This window comes from Terrabacter sp. MAHUQ-38 (assembly GCF_014518425.1).
Classification (GTDB): Bacteria; Actinomycetota; Actinomycetes; order Actinomycetales; family Dermatophilaceae; genus Terrabacter.
Genome location: NZ_JACVCU010000001.1, coordinates 145792 through 165452 on the forward strand (window position 1 = coordinate 145792; position 19661 = coordinate 165452).

At 71.5% G+C, this 19661-nt stretch carries 19 protein-coding genes; 9 read left to right on the forward strand and 10 right to left on the reverse strand.

The window, feature by feature from the left end:
• Positions 1-21: 21 nt before the first annotated feature.
• The 4 genes from H9I49_RS00740 (at position 22) to H9I49_RS00755 (ending at position 3898) form a co-directional block, all read left to right on the forward strand.
• Complete coding sequence (locus H9I49_RS00740) at positions 22-660, forward strand: TetR family transcriptional regulator (RefSeq protein ID WP_188028369.1); 639 nt, start codon at positions 22-24, stop codon at positions 658-660.
• 144 nt (positions 661-804) lie between these two features.
• Entirely contained in the window at positions 805-1527 is a 723-nt protein-coding gene (locus H9I49_RS00745; RefSeq protein WP_188028370.1) for a metal-dependent transcriptional regulator, read from the forward strand.
• Positions 1524-2735 carry a multicopper oxidase domain-containing protein gene (locus tag H9I49_RS00750; protein WP_223128213.1) on the forward strand — a complete coding sequence of 404 codons (1212 nt, stop codon included), beginning with the start codon at positions 1524-1526 and terminating at the stop codon, positions 2733-2735. The genes H9I49_RS00745 and H9I49_RS00750 overlap by 4 nt, the downstream gene beginning before the upstream one ends.
• On the forward strand, positions 2735-3898 hold the full coding sequence (locus tag H9I49_RS00755; protein ID WP_188028371.1) for a ZIP family metal transporter: 1164 nt from the start codon (positions 2735-2737) through the stop codon (positions 3896-3898). The genes H9I49_RS00750 and H9I49_RS00755 overlap by 1 nt, the downstream gene beginning before the upstream one ends.
• Before the next feature lie 92 nt (positions 3899-3990).
• Here the strand turns inward: H9I49_RS00755 and H9I49_RS00760 are convergent, their stop codons facing one another.
• The gene (locus tag H9I49_RS00760) at positions 3991-5466 is read right to left on the reverse strand and encodes a hypothetical protein (protein ID WP_188028372.1); all 1476 of its coding nucleotides are present in this window, start codon (positions 5464-5466) and stop codon (positions 3991-3993) included.
• A gap of 54 nt (positions 5467-5520) precedes the next feature.
• Between H9I49_RS00760 and H9I49_RS00765 the strand changes: the two genes are divergently transcribed.
• Positions 5521-5868 (forward strand): TraR/DksA family transcriptional regulator, encoded by a 348-nt coding sequence (locus tag H9I49_RS00765; protein ID WP_370587374.1) that lies wholly within the window; start codon positions 5521-5523, stop codon positions 5866-5868.
• A 2-nt stretch (positions 5869-5870) separates the two neighbouring features.
• Here the strand turns inward: H9I49_RS00765 and H9I49_RS00770 are convergent, their stop codons facing one another.
• Entirely contained in the window at positions 5871-6479 is a 609-nt protein-coding gene (locus H9I49_RS00770) for a TetR family transcriptional regulator (protein ID WP_188028373.1), read from the reverse strand.
• Positions 6480-6553: 74 nt separating this feature from the next.
• Here H9I49_RS00770 and H9I49_RS00775 point away from each other — a divergent pair, with 74 nt between their 5' ends.
• Together H9I49_RS00775 and H9I49_RS00780 are read left to right on the forward strand one after the other, a co-directional pair.
• Positions 6554-8266 (forward strand): MDR family MFS transporter, encoded by a 1713-nt coding sequence (locus tag H9I49_RS00775; protein ID WP_255523574.1) that lies wholly within the window; start codon positions 6554-6556, stop codon positions 8264-8266.
• Between the two features lie 51 nt (positions 8267-8317).
• Positions 8318-9139, forward strand: a complete 822-nt coding sequence (locus tag H9I49_RS00780; RefSeq protein WP_188028374.1) for an oxidoreductase — start codon at positions 8318-8320, stop codon at positions 9137-9139.
• Between the two features lie 204 nt (positions 9140-9343).
• Here the strand turns inward: H9I49_RS00780 and H9I49_RS00785 are convergent, their stop codons facing one another.
• The 8 genes from H9I49_RS00785 to hisC form a co-directional block, all read right to left on the reverse strand.
• Positions 9344-10825, reverse strand: a complete 1482-nt coding sequence (locus H9I49_RS00785; RefSeq protein WP_188028375.1) for a dihydrolipoamide acetyltransferase family protein — start codon at positions 10823-10825, stop codon at positions 9344-9346.
• Between the two features lie 18 nt (positions 10826-10843).
• Entirely contained in the window at positions 10844-11830 is a 987-nt protein-coding gene (locus tag H9I49_RS00790) for an alpha-ketoacid dehydrogenase subunit beta (RefSeq protein WP_188028376.1), read from the reverse strand.
• Complete coding sequence (pdhA, locus tag H9I49_RS00795; RefSeq protein WP_188028377.1) at positions 11830-12984, reverse strand: pyruvate dehydrogenase (acetyl-transferring) E1 component subunit alpha; 1155 nt, start codon at positions 12982-12984, stop codon at positions 11830-11832. The genes H9I49_RS00790 and pdhA overlap by 1 nt, the downstream gene beginning before the upstream one ends.
• 213 nt (positions 12985-13197) lie before the next feature.
• Positions 13198-14538: an AAA family ATPase gene (locus H9I49_RS00800; protein ID WP_188028378.1), complete on the reverse strand. Its 1341-nt coding sequence runs from the start codon at positions 14536-14538 to the stop codon at positions 13198-13200.
• A gap of 123 nt (positions 14539-14661) precedes the next feature.
• Positions 14662-15069, reverse strand: a complete 408-nt coding sequence (locus H9I49_RS00805) for a glyoxalase superfamily protein (RefSeq protein ID WP_188028379.1) — start codon at positions 15067-15069, stop codon at positions 14662-14664.
• 131 nt (positions 15070-15200) lie between these two features.
• Positions 15201-16082: a hypothetical protein gene (locus tag H9I49_RS00810; protein ID WP_188028380.1), complete on the reverse strand. Its 882-nt coding sequence runs from the start codon at positions 16080-16082 to the stop codon at positions 15201-15203.
• Positions 16079-16786: a hypothetical protein gene (locus H9I49_RS00815; protein ID WP_188028381.1), complete on the reverse strand. Its 708-nt coding sequence runs from the start codon at positions 16784-16786 to the stop codon at positions 16079-16081. Before H9I49_RS00815 ends, H9I49_RS00810 begins: the two co-directional genes overlap by 4 nt.
• 63 nt (positions 16787-16849) lie before the next feature.
• Positions 16850-18007 (reverse strand): histidinol-phosphate transaminase, encoded by a 1158-nt coding sequence (gene hisC, locus H9I49_RS00820; protein WP_188028382.1) that lies wholly within the window; start codon positions 18005-18007, stop codon positions 16850-16852.
• 148 nt (positions 18008-18155) lie between these two features.
• Between hisC and H9I49_RS00825 the strand changes: the two genes are divergently transcribed.
• Both H9I49_RS00825 and H9I49_RS00830 read left to right on the forward strand, forming a co-directional pair.
• A complete protein-coding gene (locus H9I49_RS00825) occupies positions 18156-19244 on the forward strand; it encodes a 6-phosphofructokinase (protein WP_188028383.1) in 1089 nt (362 codons plus the stop codon).
• 4 nt (positions 19245-19248) lie between these two features.
• A complete protein-coding gene (locus H9I49_RS00830) occupies positions 19249-19626 on the forward strand; it encodes a phage holin family protein (RefSeq protein ID WP_188028384.1) in 378 nt (125 codons plus the stop codon).
• Positions 19627-19661 lie beyond the last annotated feature (35 nt).

Consider the following 19661-nt stretch of genomic DNA (forward strand, 5'->3'; position numbering starts at 1 on the left):
AGAAGAAGCTAGGATGCCCGCATGCCCCCTCGCCACCCATCGAGCCCCAGCGCCGGTCGGGCGGGCCGCACCGGCCGTGCCGGCCGCTCCGGCCCCCGCACCGACCGTTCGGACGTACGCAGCGACATCCTCGCCGCGGCCCGCACCCTCTTCGCCGCCCAGGGGTTCCGGGGCACGACGCTGCGCGCGGTGGCCGACGCCGCCGGGGTCGACGTGGCGCTCGTGCCCTACTACTTCGGCAACAAGGACGGCCTGTTCGCAGCGACGCTCGAGCTGCCCGTGGACCCGAGGGCCACGCTCGACGAGGTCTTCGCGGCTGGGCTCGATGGCATCGGTGAGCGGATCGTGCGCACGATGGCGGGGCTCCTCGAGGACGAGCAGACCGGCCCGGCGCTCATCGCCATCATGCGGTCAGCGGTGGCGCAGGACTCGGGCAACGAGGTGGTACGCGACTTCGTCCTCAACGTCATCCTCGAGGGCTACGCCCGGCACCTCGACGTCCCGGACGCGAACCGCCGGGCGGCCCTCGCCGCCACGCAGCTCGTCGGGCTCGCCCTCGGACGACACGTCCTGCGCATCCCCCCGCTCGTGGAGATGACCGTCGACGACCTCGTCGAGCAGGTGGGCCCGACGCTCCAGCGTTACCTCGCCGGGGACTGAGGGCCACCAACCCGCCTTCGGCGCGGACGATCCTGACGGCATTCGTGCGCGGGGTGGGGATCACCAGGTCCGCGCCGTCGCGCGAGTACGACACACCCCCTACCATGTATTAGGAGCCACACAACCGCGAGTTAGGGGCATCGAATGTCGGGCGTTTCCACCGTCGACCTCCAGCAGGCGTTCAGCTGCTGCGGTCTGACACGCACCGACGCCGCCGAGGACACGCTCAAGGCCATGTGGGAGCTGGGGGGCGACGGCGTCGCCGTCGGCACGACCAGCCTGGCCAACGTCCTCGGCGTCACGCCGCCGACGACCTCAGCCATGGTCAAGCGTCTCGTCGACCACGGGCTGGTCGAGCGGGGTGACGACCGGACGCTGGCCCTCACCGAGCACGGCGCCGACCACGCCCGCCGCATCGTGAGGCGCCACCGGCTCCTCGAGACGTTCCTCGCCGAGGTCCTGCAGGTGCCGTGGGACGAGGTCTACGCCGAGGCGGAGCTGCTCGAGCATGCCGTCTCCGACACGCTCCTCGGTCGCATCGACACGTTCCTCGGGCACCCGCACCTCGACCCGCACGGCGACCCGATCCCCCAGGACGACAACGACAGTCTCGTCGCCGGCGACGTCGCCATCGCCGACGTGCAGGTCGGCACCCGCTTCCGGGTCGAGCGGCTGCACAACCGCAACGCCGAGGCGCTGCGTTACCTCGCCGAGCTCGGGCTGCGCCCCGGCGTGACCGTAGAGGTGCTCGAGCAGTCGCCGTTCGACGGCCCCCTGTGGGTGTCGGTCGACGGGGAGCGGGTCGCCCTGGGCGCACCGCTCGCCCACCTCGTCCATGGACAGTCCGTCGAGGAGGATGCGTCATGACCGACGAGACGACGCCCAGCGACGCCACCAAGCGCACCGGCCCGACCGACCACACCGAGGCCCCCGGGCAGGCCACGTCCCCCGCGTCCGAACGGACGCGCGCCACCACGACGTCGCGCCGGCTCTTCATCGCCGGGACGGCAGGAGCGGCCGGTGTCGGCGCCCTGTTGACCCGCTCGGCCCTCGCCGACGCCGGTCCCGTCGAGGCGGCCCACACGACACACCAGGGCGCGACGCGAGCCGCCTGGATCTCGGGGCCATCCACCGGAGCGACCGATGCACCGCCGGCCATCGGGGCGCACGCGCACGGCGGCGGCATCAACGGCGCCACCTTCCGCGAGGGCGCGACGGTCGACCACGCGGCCAACGGCTTCAACCCGAGCGAGACCCTCCGCGACTTCGACTGGGGCACGACCTCGACGCGACCCGACGGCCGGACCCTGCGCGAGTGGGAGGTCGTCGCCCGCGACCAGGAGATCGAGGTGGCTCCCGGCGTGACCTTCCCCGGGTGGACGTTCAACGGCCGGGTGCCCGGCCCCACGTTGCGCTGCCGGGAGGGCGACCGGCTTCGTATCCGCTTCGTCAACGCGTCGGCGCATCCGCACACGATGCACTTCCACGGCATCCACCCGGCGCAGATGGACGGCATCCCCATGGTCGGGCGCGGCACCATCGCCCCGGGTGAGGACTTCGTCTACGAGTTCGACGCCGAGCCCTTCGGGCTGCACCTCTACCACTGCCACGTCGGCCCGCTGGCCGAGCACATCGCGCGCGGGATGTACGGCACGTTCATCATCGACCCCGCCCGGAGCCGGCCCAAGGCCGACGAGATGGTCATGGTCCAGCACGGGTGGAACACCACCTTCGACGGCCAGGGCAACCAGCTCTACGCCGTCAACGGCATCCCGTTCCACTACATGAACGAGCCCATCCGGGTGAAGCGTGGCGAGCTCGTGCGCATCTACCTCGTCAACGTCCTCGAGTACGACCCAATCAACAGCTTCCACGTCCACGGCAACTTCTTCGACTACTACCCGACCGGCACCCGCCTGGAACCCTCGGAGTACACCGACACGATCGTCCAGGGGCAGGGGCAGCGGGGCATCTGCGAGCTGCGCTTCCCGCACCCCGGCCGCTACATGTTCCACGCGCACAAGACGGAGTTCGCCGACCTCGGCTGGATGGGCTTCTTCGAGGTGGTGGACTGATGTCAAGACCCGCCCTGGCCCCCCGCACCCACCGCGCCGCGCTCGCGGCCGTGGTCGTCGCGATCGTCGCCGTCGGGATCGCCGGCCTGGCCGCGCTCGCCGCGGTGCTGCTGCCCACGCGCACCGGCCCCCCGGTGGAGCAGCTCGTCGTCGAGCGGACGGTGCTCACCGCGGGCACCATCGAGCTGACGGTCCGCAACACGGGCCCCGACCCTGTCACCATCGCCCAGGCTGCCGTCAACGACTCGTTCGTGTCGTTCGCGGGTGGGCAGGCGCCGGTGGGTCGGCTCGCCACCACGACGCTGACGATCAGCTACCCGTGGCAGGAGGGCCTGCCGTATGCCGTGTCGCTGCTCACGTCGACCGGGGCCGTGATCGAGCACGAGATCCCCGTCGCGGTCGCGACACCGGAGGCGACGCCCGCGTCGCTGGCGCGGATCGCGGCGCTGGGCGCGATGATCGGCATCGCCCCGGTCCTGCTCGGGATGAGCTGCCTGCCCCTGCTGCGCCGGGCGAGCGCCGCGACGTCGCGGGTCCTCATGGCCTTCACCGTGGGCCTGCTCGCGTTCCTAGCCGTCGACGCGACGCTCGAGGGCTTCGAGCTCGGCGCCGGGGCGGGTGGCGCCTTCGGTGGACCCGTCCTCTTCGTCCTGGGCGCCGTCGTCGCCCTGCTCGCGCTGGCCGTCCTGCAGCGGGTGCTGCCGAGCGGCTCCGGCGGCGGGCGGCTGGCCCTGCTCGTGGCGATCGGCATCGGGCTGCACAACCTCGGCGAGGGCCTCGCCGTCGGGTCCGCGCTCTCGGTCGGCGAGCTCGCCCTCGGGGCCTCGCTCGTCATCGGCTTCGCGCTGCACAACACGACCGAGGGCATCGCCGTCGTCGCGCCGCTGACCGGGCGGTCGATCGGGGTGACCACCTTCGTCGGCCTGGGCCTCATCGCCGGCGCTCCTGCCGCGGTCGGCACGGTGCTCGGCGCGATGGTCTCGACGGTCCCCCAGGCGACGTTCCTCATCGGTCTCGGAGCCGGCGCCATCGTCCAGGTCGTCATCCTGCTCCTGCCCTCGCTTCGTGACCGGGCGCGCGGTGCGGTCGACGGGCCGGTCATCGGGGGCATCGCGGCGGGCGTCGTCGTCATGTACCTGACCAGCCTCCTCGTCACGGCCTGACCGAGCTGGGCAGGCCGACCGGACCCGGCGGACCGGACCCGGCGGACCGGACCCGGCGGACCGGGCAGGCGGACCGGGCAGGCGGACGGCGCTCAGCGCGCCGCGGCGAGACCGAGCAGGGCGGCGAGCCCGAGGGCGCTGCGCGGGTCGTAGGCCGAGGTCCACAGCCCGCCGTGGGCCGCGGCATACGCCTCGTCCTGCCAGGGCTCGGCCTGGGACGGTGAGCCGGTCCGGAGGTCGTGGACGAGCAGGGCAGCCATGAGGGTGTTGGCCGTGCCGGGCTCGAAGACCTCGATGCCGAAGCGGTGGGCGCCGGCGTACGCGGCCGCGAGCGCGCGGTTCTTGACGACCGACCGCGTACGCGTGGGCGGCGCCACCTTGAGGGAGACGAGGCCGCCGTCGGCGCGGTGTGCCGTCGCACGCCAGCGCTGGAGCCGCTTGGCGAGCAGGTAGTTGGGTCCCTGCTGGAGCACGACGCTGTCGTTGATGCCGGGGTCCTGGCCGGGCACGTAGCTGCGGCGCAGCAGGCGGCCGCCGCTGATGGTGCGCAGCGGGACGCGCAGCACCTTCGACGTGCGTCGACGGGCGTAGCTGTCGACGGAGCGGGCGACGGCCGCACCCGGGACCGCGAACACGTCGGTCGGGGTCGCGAGGAACGCGAGCGCCACGTCGGCTGCACCCCTGACGTCCACGACCCGGCGCGTCAGCGCGTCGACGGCCATCGAGACCCGGACGTTGGTCTCGCCGTCGGCGTAGACGTAGTTGCCGATGACGAGCGGGCCGTCGAGCGCGGTGACCCACCGGGTGACGGCGGCGAGGTCGTGGACGAGGTCACCGCCGGCGCGCGCCGCAAGCGGCTGGTCGCCGGGCCGAACCGGCAACGTGACGGAGCCGGCGAGATGCCTGGCGTCCCGGATCAGCCTCTCCCACAACTCTTTTCGGGGTAGGTCGATGGCAGCCACGTCGGCGCCCCACCGCAGCAGCGACCGCAGCGGACCCATCTCGGCGGCCGCGCCGAGCACGACGACGGTGCGGTCGGACAGGTCGAGCCAGTCCGGGTTGTCGACCACCAGCGACACGGCCTCGGCGCACGTCGGCTCGATCGTGCCCGCCTCGACCCAGAGGTCGAGTCGGCGGCGCAGCGCGTCACCCGAGAGTCGCTCACCCGCGTACGGGAGGGAGAGCCTGCGTTCGGGGACGCCGCCGCCGCGGACGGTCTCGGAGGCAAGGTCCTTGGCGGGATCGTCGATGCGGTGATGGTCGGCGAACACGTCGGAGAGCGGGTGTTCGCCGTCGGGCGCGGCCCAGCGCATCCGGCCATGGAGTGCCTCGAGGCCGCCGGTCGCGATGCTCCGGGCCGCGTCCGGCGACGTGAGCCCGGCCTCGACGAGCCTTCGGAAGTGCGGAAGGTAGCCCTGGCGCCAGTTCGTCTCGCGCTCGGCGGAGGCGGCGCCCACGGGGTCGACCATGCGCAGGGCCTCGGCCACGACGGCTCGACCGGTCGCGGTCGTGCTGCGACGTCCCGAGGCCGGGTCGAGCGGGAAGACCACTCCGGAGGGCTCGCTCATGCACCCATCCTGCCGGAGCGGCGTGGGTCCCCCGCCGCGGGCGACAATGAACGGGTGGACGACACGCCTGCCACGGCCGAGCAGCTGCTCGCGGACGAGCGGGCCGCGACCGTGGAGCGGCTCGAGGCACTGCGGCGCGGGTTCGAGGTCGTCGTGGACGCGTCCGTCGGGGCGAACGCCGACGACGAGCACGACCCGGAGGGCTCGACCATCGCCTACGAACGCTCCCAGCTGAGCGCCCTCGTCGACCAGGCCGTACGGCACCTCGGCGAGATCGAGGGCGCCCTCGCCCGGCTCGGCGACGGCACGTACGGGCTGTGTGAGGTGTGCGGCCGTCCGATCCCGGCCGGTCGGCTCGAGGCCCGCCCGACAGCGACGAGGTGCATCGAGCACGCCCGCTGACGTCAGCGCAGGCCGGCGGCGAGGTGGTCGAACGCCGCGTCGATGTTGCGCTCCAGGCGGCCCGTGCCGCCGTTCTGCTGGTGCTCGATGCAGGCCCTGACCGCGGCGATGGCGACGGCCACGGTGAGGCGTGGCTGCAGCGACGCGCCTGCCTTGACGCCGAGGCGGCGCTCCAGCGCGGCCGTCAGGGCGTTCTCGATGCGGATGTTGTTGCCGACGAGAGCCGGGGCGAGCGCCGGCTCGCCGAGCAGGATGCGGCGCCGCTTGGCGCGCAGCTCGCGGTCGATCGACGCGGGCGCGAGCATCCCGGCAAGGATCCGGCGGAGGGACTCGAGCGGCGACTCGCCAGGGACGGCCTCCTCGAGCGCGGCGGCATACGACTCGAGCTCCTCGGCCGTCGTGCCGATGACGGCGGCCTCCTTGGACGGGAAGTAGTTGAAGAAGGTGCGCGCACTGACGCCGGCACGGGCCGCGATCTCCTCGGTCGTGACGGCGGCGAAGCCCTTCTCGTCCACGAGGTCGAGGGCGGCGAGGTTGAGGGCGCGTCGCGTCTCGCGCTTCTTGCGCTCACGCAGGCCACATGCCTCGTCGTTCAGCAGCTCCGTGCTCATGGCTCCATGGTGGCACGCTCGGTGCATGAACTGCAATTTTGCAGTGACTGCATGTTCGGCGTACCGTGGAGCGCATGCCACAGACATCCCAGGGGGTAGCCACGGACACCGTGACGAGCTCGACCGGCTCGACCAGCAGCAGGACCGCGGGCCTCGACCGCCCGACCCGCAACATCTTCATCGCGCTCATGCTCGGCATGCTCGTCGCGTCGATCAGCCAGACGATCGTCGGCCCGGCCATGCCTCGCATCGTCGCCGAGCTCGGTGGCATCGACCACTACTCGTGGCTCGCGACCGCCGCGATGCTCGTCAGCGCGATCACCGTCCCGATCGTCGGCAAGATGAGCGACCTCTACGGCCGGCGTGGCTTCTACCTCGGCGGCCTCGTCGTCTTCATGGCCGGCTCGGTGCTGTCGGGCTTCGCCCAGAACTTCTGGTGGCTCATCGTCGCCCGCGCCATCCAGGGCGCCGGCATGGGCACGCTGATGCCACTGTCGCAGACGATCATCGGCGACATCATCCCGCCGCGTCAGCGCGGCAAGTACCAGGGCCTCATGGGCGGGGTCTTCGGACTCGCCTCCATCCTCGGTCCCCTCGTCGGCGGGTTCGTCACCGACAACTGGGGCTGGCGCTGGCTCTTCTTCGTCACGCTGCCCGTCGGGGTGTTCGCGTTCTTCGGCATCACCCGCTTCCTCCACCTCGAGCACACGCCGCGCGAGACCGTCGTCGACAGGGCCGGCATCGCCGTCCTCTCACTGACGCTCATCCTGCTGCTCGTGCCCACGTCGCTCGGTGGCACGACGCTCGCCTGGGACTCCCCAGCGATCATCGGGATGTACGCCGCCGGCATCGTCGCGCTCGCCGCGTTCATCGCCGTCGAGCACCGGGCCGTCGAGCCGGTGATGCCCCTCCGCCTCTTCCGCAGCCCGCTCTTCACCCTGAGCAACATCGCGGCCTTCATGGTCTCGGTCATGATGTTCGGCGCGATGATCTATCTGCCGGTGTACGCACAGGGCGTGCTCGGCGCGTCGGCGACGAACTCCGGCCTGATCCTGATGCCCATGTCGGTGGCCATGATCGGGCTGTCGATCGTGTCGGGGCTCGTCATCACCCGGACCGGCCGCTACAAGCTGCAGACCATCGCAGGCATCCTCATCATGGGCGTCGGCTTCTGGCTGCTGACCCAGCTGCACTACGCCTCGAGCCAGCTCGACCTGACCCTGTCGATGATCGTCTTCGGAGTGGGGCTCGGCATGGCACTGCAGGTCTTCACCCTCATCATCCAGAACTCCTCCCAGCGCAAGGACCTCGGCGTCGCGACCGCATCGACGCAGTTCTTCCGCAACGTCGGCTCGACGGTCGGCACCGCGGTCTTCGGCACGATCATGACGAGCGGCCTCGCCGGCAACATCGCCGCGCACCTGCCGCGCGACGTGGTGGCACAGATGCAGGCCTCGGGACAGCAGGTCAACGCCGGGTCGGTCCTCGACCCGTCGGCGCTCGCGCAGCTGCCGCCGCAGATCGCGACCGGCGTCCAGCAAGGTCTGGCCGACTCGCTGCACACCGTCTTCGTCTGGGGTCTCGTGCCCTTCGCGTTCGCGCTGCTCGCCGCCCTCTTCATCAAGGAGCTGCCGCTGCGCGACACGGTCCACTCTGCCGACGAGGCCGGCACCGAGCTGCTCGACACGATGTCGCAGTCCGTGCCCGACGACGAGCGCAAGGTGCCGCTCGATCGCGAGGCCGGCAACACGCATACGCACGAGCTCTTGACGCCCGCACGTCCCTGACGACCCGCCGCGCCCGTCACGCGGGCGCGGGCCGGTGCGTACGGTGACGGCATGAGCAAGGTAGCCCTCGTCACCGGCGCCTCCGCGGGCATCGGTGAGTCGATCGCCGTCCACCTCGTCGAGTCGGGCTGGACCGTGTATGCGGTCGGGCGTCGGGTCGAGCGGATGGTGGCCCTCGAGGCCCGCGGAGTCAGGACGTTCGCGATGGACGTCACCGACGATGCGTCGATGGTCGACGGAGTACGGCGCATCATCGGGGAGCAGGGACGCCTCGACGCCCTGGTCAACAACGCCGGCTACGGCATGTACGGCCCGGTCGAGATCGTGCCGATGGAGCAGGCCCGGCGGCAGTTCGAGGTCAACGTGTTCGGGCTGGCCCGACTGACCCAGCTCGTCATCCCGCAGCTGCGGCGGCAGCGGTCCGGCACCATCGTCAACATCTCGAGCATCGGCGGCAAGATCTACGAGCCGCTCGGCGCCTGGTACCACGCGACGAAGTTCGCGGTCGAGGGGTTCAGCGACAGCCTGCGTCTCGAGCTGCGACCTTTCGGCATCGACGTCGTCCTCGTCGAACCGGGACCGATCCTGACCGAGTGGGACGGCATCGCCCGCGAGAGCATGCTGGCCTGGTCGCGCGGCACGGTGTACGAGAAGGCGGCGACGCGGATGGCCGCGATGTACGAGCGCACCTACGACCCACGCGTCGTGTCGAGCCCCGATGCCGTTGCCGAGAAAGTGCTCACGGCGCTCGAGGCGGCCAATCCCTCGGCGCGCTATCCCGCCGGGCGGGGCGCCCGCTCCATCCTCGTCGCCCGCAGGCTGCTGCCCGACCGGCTGATGGACGTGCTCATGAGGCGCGTCGCCGGAGCCTGACCCCACCGAACCGCGAGCTCGAGTGGTCACTCCCGTACGCGAAGGCCCGCAAAACCACCTCGGGTGGTCACTTCCGCGCGTACGGAAGTGACCACTCGAGTGGAGGGGGTCCCGGCGACCGAGCCCACCGGCTCACCAGGCCGGCCCACACCGTCGAGTGGTCACTTCCGCGCGTACGGAAGTGACCACTCGAGGGTGGGTGGGTCAGCCCCAGACGAGGGCTTGGGCGGGGTCCTCGAGGATGGACGCGAGGTCGGACAGGAAACGGCTGCCGAGCTCGCCGTCGATGAGCCGGTGGTCGAAGCTCACCGCGAGCTGGGTCACGTGCCGGATCGCGATCTCGTCGGTGCCGTCGGCGCCGGTGACGACCCACGGCTGCTTGCGGATCGCGCCGAAGCAGACGATGGCCGACTCGCCCGGGTTGATGATCGGGGTGCCGCTGTCGACGCCGAAGACGCCGACGTTGGTGATCGTCATCGTGCCGCCGGACATCTCCGCCGGCTGTGTGCGGCCTTCGCGGGCCGTTGCCGTGAGCTGCCCGATGGCCCGGGCGAGCTCGAGCATCGACTGCGCGTGGGCGTCCTTGATGTTCGGCACGATCAGACCACGCGGGGTGGCCGCGGCGATGCCGAGGTTGACGTAGTTCTTCTGGACGATCTCCTGCGCGGCCTCGTCCCACGTCGCGTTCATGCCGGGGTTGCGCTTGACCGCGACGATCAGCGCCTTGGCGAGCACGAGCAGCGGCGTCACCTTGACGTCCTTGAACTCGCGACTGCCCTTGAGCCGGTCGACGAGCTCCATGGTCTTCGTGACGTCGATGGTGATCCACTCGGTGACGTGCGGTGCCGTGAACGCCGAGCCGACCATTGCCTGCGCCGTCATCTTGCGCACGCCCTTGATCGGGATGCGCTCCTCGCGCTCACCCGACCCGAACGGCACGCGGACGGTCGCGGAGCCCGCCGAGACAGCCGAGCCTGCCGGTGCCGCAAGGCCGTTCACGTCGGCGCCGGTCGAGCGGTTCGTGACGTCATCACGCGTGATGATGCCGTCAGGACCCGTGGGCGTGACCGTCGCCAGGTCGATGCCGAGGTCCTTGGCGAGCTTGCGCACCGGCGGCTTCGCCTTGGGTCGACCACCGGTGGCGCCCAGCTCGACGGCCGGCGCAGGCGACTCGCTCCGCTCGGCCGGGACGGCCGGCTCGGCGACGGGAGCCGCGGCGGCGACCTGCTCGGTCTCGGTGGGGGCCGACGCCACCGGAGCGGCAGCCGGCACCGACGGCGTGGCCGTGCCACCCGGCATACCCTTGCGCGCACGACGCGCGGTGGCACCGGCCTTGGCGCCGTAGCCCACGAGGATCGCCTCCGACGCGCCCTCGGCCGGGGGCGCCTTCTCGCCCGGGACCGACGCCTGGCCCGCTGGGGCCGCGGGTGCCTCGTCGCCACCCTTGCCGTCATCGATGGAGATGATCGGCGTGCCGACGTCGATGGTCTGGCCGACCTCGACGAGCAGCTCCTTGACGGTGCCGGCCCAGGGGATGGGCAGCTCGACGAGCGACTTGGCCGTCTCGATCTCGAGGACCATGTCGTTGACCTTGACGGTGTCGCCGGGCGACACCTTCCACTCGACGATCTCGGCCTCGACGAGGCCCTCACCGGGGTCGGGCAGGTTGAATGTGCGAATAGCCATGTTTCCCAGCGCCTTTCGTCAGTACGCGAGCGCGCGGTCGACGCCGTCGAGGATACGGTCGAGGTCGGGGAGGAACTCCTCCTCCATCCGGCTGGGCGGGTACGGGATGTTGGCGCCCCCGACCCGGATGACCGGCGCCTCGAGCTCGTAGAAGCACCGCTCCGTGACCTGGGCCGAGATCTCCGAGGCCATGCCGAGGAAGCTGCTCGCCTCGTGCACGACGACGAGACGACCCGTCTTGCGCACCGACGTCACGATCGTGTCGATCGGCAGCGGGGACAGCGAGCGGAGGTCGATGACCTCGATGCTCGTGCCCTCGGCCTCGGCGGCAGCGGCCGACTCGAGCATCGTCTTGACGACGGGGCCGTAGCCGAGCAGCGTCACGTCGGTGCCCTCCCGGACCACGTTGGCCTCGAAGAGGCCCCGCGGGGCGGTCGCCGCCGCCGTGTCGTACTCGGCGCGGTCGTGGTAGCGGCGCTTCGGCTCGAAGAACATCACGGGGTCGTCGCACTCGATGGCCTGCTGGATCATCCAGTGGGCGTCCTCGGGGTTGCTGCACGAGACGACGCGCAGGCCGGCGGTGTGCGCGAAGTACGCCTCGGGGCTCTCCGAGTGGTGCTCGGGGCTGCCGATGCCGCCACCGAACGGGATGCGGATGACCATCGGGATCTTGATGGCGCCGAGCGAGCGGGACCGCATCTTCGCCACCTGGCTGACGATCTGGTCGAAGGCCGGGTAGACGAACCCGTCGAACTGGATCTCGCAGACGGGGCGGTAGCCGCGCAGCGCCATGCCGACCGCCGTGCCGACGATGCCGGACTCGGCGAGCGGGGAGTCGATGACGCGCTCCTCGCCGAAGTCCTTCTGCAGGCCCTCAGTGATGCGGAAGACGCCGCCGAGCTTGCCGATGTCCTCACCGATGAGCACCACCTTGGGGTCGGCCTCCATGGCCTTGCGGAGGCCGTTGGTGATGCTCTTGCCGAGGGTGACCTTCTCGAGTGCCATCAGTTCACCTCCTCGAAGCTCGCCTTGTATGCGAGATAGGCGGCACGCTCGGCCTCCATGACGGGGTGGTCCTCGGCGTAGATGTGGTCCCACATCGTCTCGCCGGCCATGGTCTCCATGGTGACGCAGCCCTCGCGCAGCTCGGCGGCGAACTGGTCGGCCTCCTCGTCGACGGCCGCGAAGAACGTCTCGTCGGCCATGCCCTCATGGGCGAGGTAGCTCTTGAGCCGCAGGATCGGGTCGCGGAACTTCCACTCCTCGACCTCGGCGGACACGCGGTACTTCGTCGGGTCGTCGGCGGTCGTGTGCGCACCCATGCGGTACGTGTAGGCCTCGATGAGGAGCGGTCCGTTGCCGTTGCGGGCCTCGTCGAGGCAGTGCTGCGTCACGGCATACGTCGCGAGGATGTCGTTGCCGTCGACGCGCACGCCCGGGAAGCCGAAGCCGGCTGCGCGCTGGAACAGCGGGATGCGGGTCTGCTTCTCTACGGGCTCGGAGATGGCCCACTGGTTGTTCTGGCAGAAGAACACGACCGGGGCATCGAAGCTCGCGGCGTAGACGAACGCCTCGTTGACGTCACCCTGTGAGCTCGCGCCGTCGCCGAAGTAGCAGATGACGGCGGTGTCGCGCTCGGGGTCACCGGTGCCGACGTTGCCGTCCATCCGCACGCCCATCGCGTAGCCGGTGGCGTGCAGCGCCTGGGCCCCGATGACGATCGTGTAGAGGTGGAAGTTGTGCTCCTGCGGGTCCCAGCCGCCCTGGCTGACGCCGCGGAAGAGCTGCAGCGAGCTCTGCGGGTCCATGCCGCGCACGAAGCCGACGCCGTGCTCGCGGTAGGTCGGGAAGACGAAGTCGTGCGGCTTGAGCGCGCGACCGGAGCCGACCTGGGCGGCCTCCTGGCCGAGCAGGCTGGGCCACAGGCCGAGCTCGCCCTGGCGCTGGAGCGCGTAGCCCTCGGCATCGAGCCGCCGGATGAGGACGAGGTCGCGGTAGAAGCTCCGCAGGTCCTCGGGTGTCAGGTCCGCGACGTACTTGTCGTAGTCAGGATGGGACACGCGCTGACCTTCGGGGGTCAGCAACTGGATCATGTCCGGGCCACCGTCGCCGACCGAGGGGGTCGGCTCGTGCAGCTCGGCGACAACCTTGTCGCTCACGTGGGGCTCCTTCGCCGGTGAGACCGGCCTACTCGTTCGGCCCGCAAACGGGGGTCACCCGCTGTCGGCTTCTGGGGCGCAGCGCCGCCGTTCGTGACGACGGACACGTGCTTGGTCCTCGACCCGGAACTTACCGGAGAGCCCTGCAAATCTCACAATGCGGGACGGTTGGAGGGCGTATGCCGTCCCGCCGGCACGAACGGACGCGCCCGTTCAGCGGCGCGTCCCCCACGACCACGCGGGCGTCGTGAGCAGGCCCTGTCCCTGGACGAAGGTCTCGCCGAGGTCCTTGACGAGGGTCACACCGCGGGCCGGCGTGCCCAGGCCGACGGGCGTCTCGTCCTCGTCGTCGGGGTCGATGACGCCGAGCGCGCGGACCAGCGCGGCGGAGTGCGAGACGACCATGACCTGGCTGCTTCGCGCGGCCGCCTGGACGAGCCGGGCGAGGGGTGCGAGCAGGTCGGGGTGCAGCGACGTCTCGGGCTCGTTGAGCACCATGAGCGGTGGCGGGTCGGTGGTCAGCAGTGCGGCGACGAGCAGCAGGTAGCGCAGCGTGCCGTCGGACAGCTCGGCGCCGGCGAGCGGCCGCAGCATGCCGGGCTGGTGCAGCGCGACGTCGAAGCGGCCGCCGTCGACGGTGACGTCGAGGATCGCGCCGTCGAAGGCGTCGGCGACGGCCCGGTCGAGCTCACGGCGGCCGTTCTCGCGGATCGTCTGGAGCGCGGCTGCGAGGTCGCCCCCGTCGTCGGCGAGCACGGGCGTGCGGGTGCCGACGTGTGGCGTGCGGGCCGGCGCGCCGGCGTCGGCGCGGAACCCGTCGTAGAAGCGCCAGCCGCGGATCATCCGGCGCACCCTGAGCAGCTCGGGCGCGCGCTCCGGGTCGGCGAGCTCGGTGAGCATGCTCTCCCAGGGCCGGAGCGTTCGCGTCAGCTGGGTCCAGCCGCGGCGTGCGCCCTTCGCTGCCCGCGAGCCGGTGCCGGCGCCGGGGCTCGCGACGGGGTCGGACTCCCACTCGACCGCATCGTCGCGCTCGTCCCAGTCGTCGCTCCACCCGTCGTCACCGGCGAGCGCGCTGCGCGTCTCGACCACGCCCCACCGCCGTCGCACCAGCACCGAGCCCGGCCGCATGACCGGGCCCGACCACACGACCTCCCGCTTGATCTCGGGGTCTCGCAGGAACGCCGAGGGTGTGCCCGCGTCGCTGCCCGACGCCTGCTGCGGGAGACCGAGGTCGACGAGGTAGCCGAAGTCGTCGGAGGCGAACCCGAGCTGGAGACTGATGGGACCCTTGCGGCGGGTGCCCTGCACCGCGTGACCCCGCTCGCGCGCCCCGCCGAGCGTGGCCGGCCCGGCCCAGAGCGCCGACTCGAGGCCACCCTCCCGCGCGAGGGTGGCGATCACGTCGCCGCGACCACACCCGGCAAGCAGCCTCAGCGAGCGGTAGAGGCTCGACTTGCCGCTGCCGTTGGCGCCCGTGACGACGTCGAGCCCGTGAAGTGGGACGACGACGTCGCGCAGCGAGCGGTAGCCGGAGACGGCGACAGCGGTGAGCATGCCCCGAACGTATGCCGTGGGGCTGACACCCGACAGACCTGTCGAACACCGCGCCGCGACGGTCCTGATGCCGGCCTCGAGGCCAGCCGGACCATCACGCCGGGATGGTCCGACGGGCCGAGCTCACGCCTCCGGGTTGAGGCCGTCGCCGCCGGCACCGCTCGACCACGCGGGCAGCTCCTGGAGCGACCACCGGTTGCCGTCGGGATCGGAGAAGTGGACGAACCTGCCCCACGGCTGCTCGTCCACCTCCGAGACCTCGACCCCTCGGCCGACGAGCTCGGCACGAACGGCGTCGGCGTCGGCCACGACCATCTGGAGGTTGTCGAGGCCGCCGGGCACGATCTGGGTCAGACCGCTGCCGATCGCGATCGAGCACGCCGACCCGGGCGGCGTCAGCTGGACGAAGCGCACCTCGTCACTCACGGTGTGGTCGTGGTCGGCGTTGAAACCGACCCTCTCGACGTAGAACTCCTTGGCCCGGTCGACATCGGTCACGGGCACCGCCACCAGCTCGAGCTTCATGTCCATGCACCGACCCTAGGCGCTGGCACCCACAACCGACGGGTCGACCAACAGGACGGAACCCGCCCTGCAGGCAGGCGTGAGCGCGGCTGTACGCGGGCGTCCGGTCGGTTGACCCAGTCAGCCGGGTGCGCCGGTCACGGGGGCGGCCGGAACCGGTCGGGGTCCGAGCCGGGCTCGTCGGAGAACCCCACGCCGGAGCGGGCACCGTCGCCCCATCCGACCGAGCTGCCGTCGGACCAGGCGCCGGAGCGTCCCGGACGGGAGCCGCTCTCGAGGTCTCGGATCGTCGCGATGCCGACCCGTGGGGCCGACGCCGGAGCGGCGGTCTCGTCCGGCCCGCTGCGGGCGCGGACCCGCTGCACCAGCTCGGGTGCGCGCGCCCACCCGAGCGCCACGAGACGGAACGCGGGTCGCCAGGCCATCGCCGCCAGGGCCGCCAGCAGCATCGCGATGGCCGCGAGCTGGAGGAGGCCGACCACGGTCGTCGCCCTCCAGATGCCCTCGGTGCCACCGTAGAAGTCGCTCCACAGCCGGCCCGCCGTCTGTCCGACGTCGGCGCTCAGGTGGCCGGTCAGCCACGACGTGCCCGCGATCCCGAGCAGCACGCCGTCGGAGCCGCGTCGAAGGGCGTAGCAGGCGCCGGCCACCACGCCGACGAGGAGGGCGACGCTCAGCAGCAGGAGGCCGGCGGGGTTGCCGAGGTCGAGAGGGTCATCGTCCGCGCCGACGCCGATGTTGGCGATCCGGCCCCACGACCAGAAGGCGATCTGCTGCACGGGCGCGCTCCCGCCCATGTCCGGCAGCGGCAGGTAGGAGATGGTGTGCGTCGGCCAGATCGTCGTCGGCGCGGCGCACAGCACGGCGGCGAGGGCGAGCGCCGTTCCGACGACACGGCCCCGAACGACGGGGACGCGGGCCTGCAGCCGACGCCAGGCGGTGTCGATCGGCGCGGAGAGCGCCGTCCCTCCGTCACCCGGCCCGGAGTGGTGCGCTGAGGGCTGCTCGGGCACGCTCACCGTCGCTCCTCGTCACCGAGGTCCACGGCGGGGGCGTCGAGGTGCTCACCGGCGGGTCGCGACGTGATCGTCGCCCCGGCTCGACGGGTCGTGGCCCTGACGTGCTCCTGCAGGTCGCCCGGGTCACCCGGGTCCCCCGGGTCGCGCTCGTCAGGTCCGCCGGCCGCCAGCGCACGCAGGCGCGTCACCCAGGCGGACGGCATACGCACGCCGGTGACCGAGGCAACCATGAGCGCGACTGCCACGACGAGCGCCAGCGCCGCAAGGGACTCGAGGGCTCCGACGATCGTCGTCGCTCCCGTCGCTGCGAGACCGTGCACGTCGTCGCGGACCGTCGCGCCGTGGCGCTCGGACACGGTCGTCGCGAGCCGGCCGAGCAGGGCTGCCGAGGTGACCGGCGCAACGACCGAGGCCCAGCCTGCCGGTGTGAGGAGCCAGGCGAGCGCGCCCGCTGCCGAGGCCGCGAGCAGGATGAGGAGGACGACGAGACCGAACGCGTTCGGCAGGTCCTGCACGACCGACCCACCTGCGCCGAGCACCCGGGAGCGGCCCCAGCTCCAGTCCTGCTGGTCGAAGAGGATGACGCCGCGCTCACTGTCGAGCGTGGTCAGCCTCCAGGTCGGGGCGACGACCGACGGGAGGGCCAGGACGACCCCCGCGAGCGTGGCCACCACGGCCGGCACCCGCTCGCGCACGATCCTCATCGCGCCCTCCTGACACCGCCCTTGAACCGCGACCGATCGCGGTTCAGACCATTGTCGCCTCGTTCAGCGCGCGCCGAAACGTTCGGCGACCTGGAGCAGGCGCGAGTTCGCCTCGACCTCGCCGATGGTGACGCGGACGCCGTCGTCGCCGTACTGGCGCACCATGAGCCCGGCCTCCTCGCACGCCTGGGAGAACGCGGTCGAGTCGGCGCCCAGCGGGAACCACACGAAGTTCGCGTCTGACTGCGGGAGCTTCCAGCCCTGGTCGGCGAGCGCCTGCACCACGCGGTCACGCTCGGCGACGATCGTGTCGACGCGCTCGCGCAGCTCGTCGAACGCGTCGAGCGAGGCGATGGCGGCGACCTGGGCGATCGAGTTCACGCCGAAGGGGGTTGCCGTCTTGCGGAGCGCGGCGGCGACGGGAGGGTGGGCGACGGCGTACCCGACGCGGAGGCCGGCGAGGCCGTACGCCTTGGAGAAGGTGCGCAGCACGACGACGTTGGGGCGCTCGCGCCAGAGCTCGAGCCCGCGCACGGCCTCGGGGTCGCGCACGAACTCGACGTACGCCTCGTCGATGACGACGACGACGTCGCTCGGCACCTTGTCGAGGAAGGCCTCGACCTCGGCCTGGTGGACACACGGCCCGGTGGGGTTGTTGGGCGTGCAGAGCAGGACGACACGGGTGCGGTCGGTGACGGCCGCGGCCATCGCGTCGAGGCGGTGCCGGGCCTGCTCGTCGAGACCGACCATGACGGGCTGCGCGCCCGCCAGCTGCGTGACGATCGGGTAGGCCTCGAAGGAGCGCCACCCGAAGACGACCTCGTCGCCCGCGTCGCAGGCCGCGTTGACGATCTGGGCGAGCACCGCGACCGAGCCGGTGCCGGTCGCGAGGCACTCGGCCGGCACGCCGAGGAACCGCGCGAGGCGCTCCGTCAGCGCCCTCACCGCCATGTCGGGGTAGCGGTTGACGGTCGCCGCCGCGTCGTCGATGGCCGCGACGACCGACGGCAGGGGCCCGTACGGGTTCTCGTTGGACGACAGCTTGTATGCCGTCACGCCCGCGGGCGCCGCCGCGGGCCTGCCTGGCTTGTAGTCGGGCATCTGGGCGAGGACCTGACGGAGGCGGACGGTCGCCTGCGCCTGCTGCCCGCCGTCGTGGACCTCCTCGGGTGTGGCGCTCTCGGTCACGCTGTCGGTGGTGCTCTCGCCCGCGTCGCTCATACCCGAACTCTAGAGGCAGTGTCCATGGCGGCGACCGGCCCATGGACGCAGGCCTGACGGCAGGGGCTCTGTGTGGCTAGGCTCACAGCGTCGCGTCACCGCCGCCTCGACACCCATTCTTCATGCCACTCTTTCCGAAAGTCAGATCATGCGCATCGGCATCCTCACTGGGGGCGGGGACTGTCCCGGCCTCAACGCCGTCATCCGGGGCGCGACCCGCGCCGCCGAGGTCACCTACGACAGCACCGTCATCGGCTTCCGCAACGCGTGGCGGGGGGTCATGGACAACGACTACGAGATCCTCGACGTCGACCGCTGCCGCGGCATCCTCCCCCTCGGCGGGACCATCCTCGGGACGTCCCGCGACCAGCCGTTCGCCCACGAGGACGGCCTCAAGCGAGTCCGCAAGGCCTACGACCGGCACGGCCTCGACGCCATCATCGGCATCGGTGGCGAGGGCTCGATGGGCGTCGTCAACCGGCTGCACGAGAACGGTTTCCCCGTCATCGGCGTGCCGAAGACCATCGACAACGACATCTCCCTCACCGAGATGACGTTCGGCTTCCAGACGGCCGTGCAGATCTGCACGGACGCCATCGACCGGCTGCACACCACGGCCGAGTCGCACCACCGGGTCCTCGTCGTCGAGGTCATGGGCCGCCACGTCGGCCACATCGCGATCTGGTCGGGCCTGGCCGGCGGCGCCGCGATCACCCTCGTGCCCGAGGAGCCGTTCGACGTCGACGAGGTGTGCGAGCGGATCGTCCACCGGCACAAGAAGGGCCGCTTCGCGACGATCGTCGTCGTCGCCGAGGGTGCGCTGCCCAAGGAGGGGACGATCGAGATCCCCGAGCCGGAGATGGACAAGTACGGCCACCAGATCCTCGGCGGCATCGGCTCCATCCTCGCCCGCGAGATCCAAGGCCGCACCGGCATCGAGAGCCGCATGACGGCGCTGGGCCACATCCAGCGCGGCGGCTCGCCCGTCGCGTTCGACCGCGTGCTCGGCACCCGCTTCGGGGTGGCCGCGGTCGAGGCCGCGCTCGACGGCGCCTGGGGCCAGATGGTCGCGCTCCAGAAGGGCCGCATCGAGCGCGTCCCGCTCGCCGAGGCCGTCGGCTCGCTCAAGATGGTCGAGCCCGACCTGCTGCGGCTCAACGCGATGTTCCAGCCGCGCATCCCCGGCGACGAGCACCCTGGCCTTCCCGGGGATTCGCCTGCGCGCGTGGAACACTGACCGCATGCTCCTCAACTTCGCGCTGCAGACGGTGATCAACGCCGTCGCCCTGTGGGTCGCCGCGTGGGCGATCCCCGGCATCACCTTCGGCGAGGGCCGCACCGGCAACGTCTTCTGGACCGTTGTGCTGGTGGCCCTGATCTTCGGCATCGTCAACGCGTTCATCAAGCCGGTCGCCAAGCTGCTCTCGATGCCTTTCATCATCCTGACGCTCGGGCTGTTCGTCTTCATCGTCAACGCGCTCATGCTCGAGCTGACGTCGTGGCTCGCCGACAAGCTGGGCCTCGCCTTCCACGTCGGGCACTTCTTCTGGGACGCCGTCCTCGGCGCGCTCGTCGTCACCTTCGTGTCGATGATCCTCAGCTTCATCAGGACCGACTGAGCGAGCACCACCACCCGGACTCCGTATGCCGTGAG

Bases quoted from the DNA above. Each gene is read 5' to 3' on its own strand.
- H9I49_RS00740 (WP_188028369.1), top strand. From the start codon at position 22: ATGCCCCCTCGCCACCCATCGAGCCCCAGCGCCGGTCGGGCGGGCCGC.
- H9I49_RS00745 (WP_188028370.1), top strand. From the start codon at position 805: ATGTCGGGCGTTTCCACCGTCGACCTCCAGCAGGCGTTCAGCTGCTGC.
- H9I49_RS00750 (WP_223128213.1), top strand. From the start codon at position 1,524: ATGACCGACGAGACGACGCCCAGCGACGCCACCAAGCGCACCGGCCCG.
- H9I49_RS00755 (WP_188028371.1), top strand. From the start codon at position 2,735: ATGTCAAGACCCGCCCTGGCCCCCCGCACCCACCGCGCCGCGCTCGCG.
- H9I49_RS00760 (WP_188028372.1), bottom strand. From the start codon at position 5,466: ATGAGCGAGCCCTCCGGAGTGGTCTTCCCGCTCGACCCGGCCTCGGGA.
- H9I49_RS00770 (WP_188028373.1), bottom strand. From the start codon at position 6,479: ATGAGCACGGAGCTGCTGAACGACGAGGCATGTGGCCTGCGTGAGCGC.
- H9I49_RS00775 (WP_255523574.1), top strand. From the start codon at position 6,554: ATGCCACAGACATCCCAGGGGGTAGCCACGGACACCGTGACGAGCTCG.
- H9I49_RS00780 (WP_188028374.1), top strand. From the start codon at position 8,318: ATGAGCAAGGTAGCCCTCGTCACCGGCGCCTCCGCGGGCATCGGTGAG.
- H9I49_RS00785 (WP_188028375.1), bottom strand. From the start codon at position 10,825: ATGGCTATTCGCACATTCAACCTGCCCGACCCCGGTGAGGGCCTCGTC.
- H9I49_RS00790 (WP_188028376.1), bottom strand. From the start codon at position 11,830: ATGGCACTCGAGAAGGTCACCCTCGGCAAGAGCATCACCAACGGCCTC.
- H9I49_RS00800 (WP_188028378.1), bottom strand. From the start codon at position 14,538: ATGCTCACCGCTGTCGCCGTCTCCGGCTACCGCTCGCTGCGCGACGTC.
- H9I49_RS00805 (WP_188028379.1), bottom strand. From the start codon at position 15,069: ATGGACATGAAGCTCGAGCTGGTGGCGGTGCCCGTGACCGATGTCGAC.
- H9I49_RS00815 (WP_188028381.1), bottom strand. From the start codon at position 16,786: ATGAGGATCGTGCGCGAGCGGGTGCCGGCCGTGGTGGCCACGCTCGCG.
- hisC (WP_188028382.1), bottom strand. From the start codon at position 18,007: ATGAGCGACGCGGGCGAGAGCACCACCGACAGCGTGACCGAGAGCGCC.
- H9I49_RS00825 (WP_188028383.1), top strand. From the start codon at position 18,156: ATGCGCATCGGCATCCTCACTGGGGGCGGGGACTGTCCCGGCCTCAAC.
- H9I49_RS00830 (WP_188028384.1), top strand. From the start codon at position 19,249: ATGCTCCTCAACTTCGCGCTGCAGACGGTGATCAACGCCGTCGCCCTG.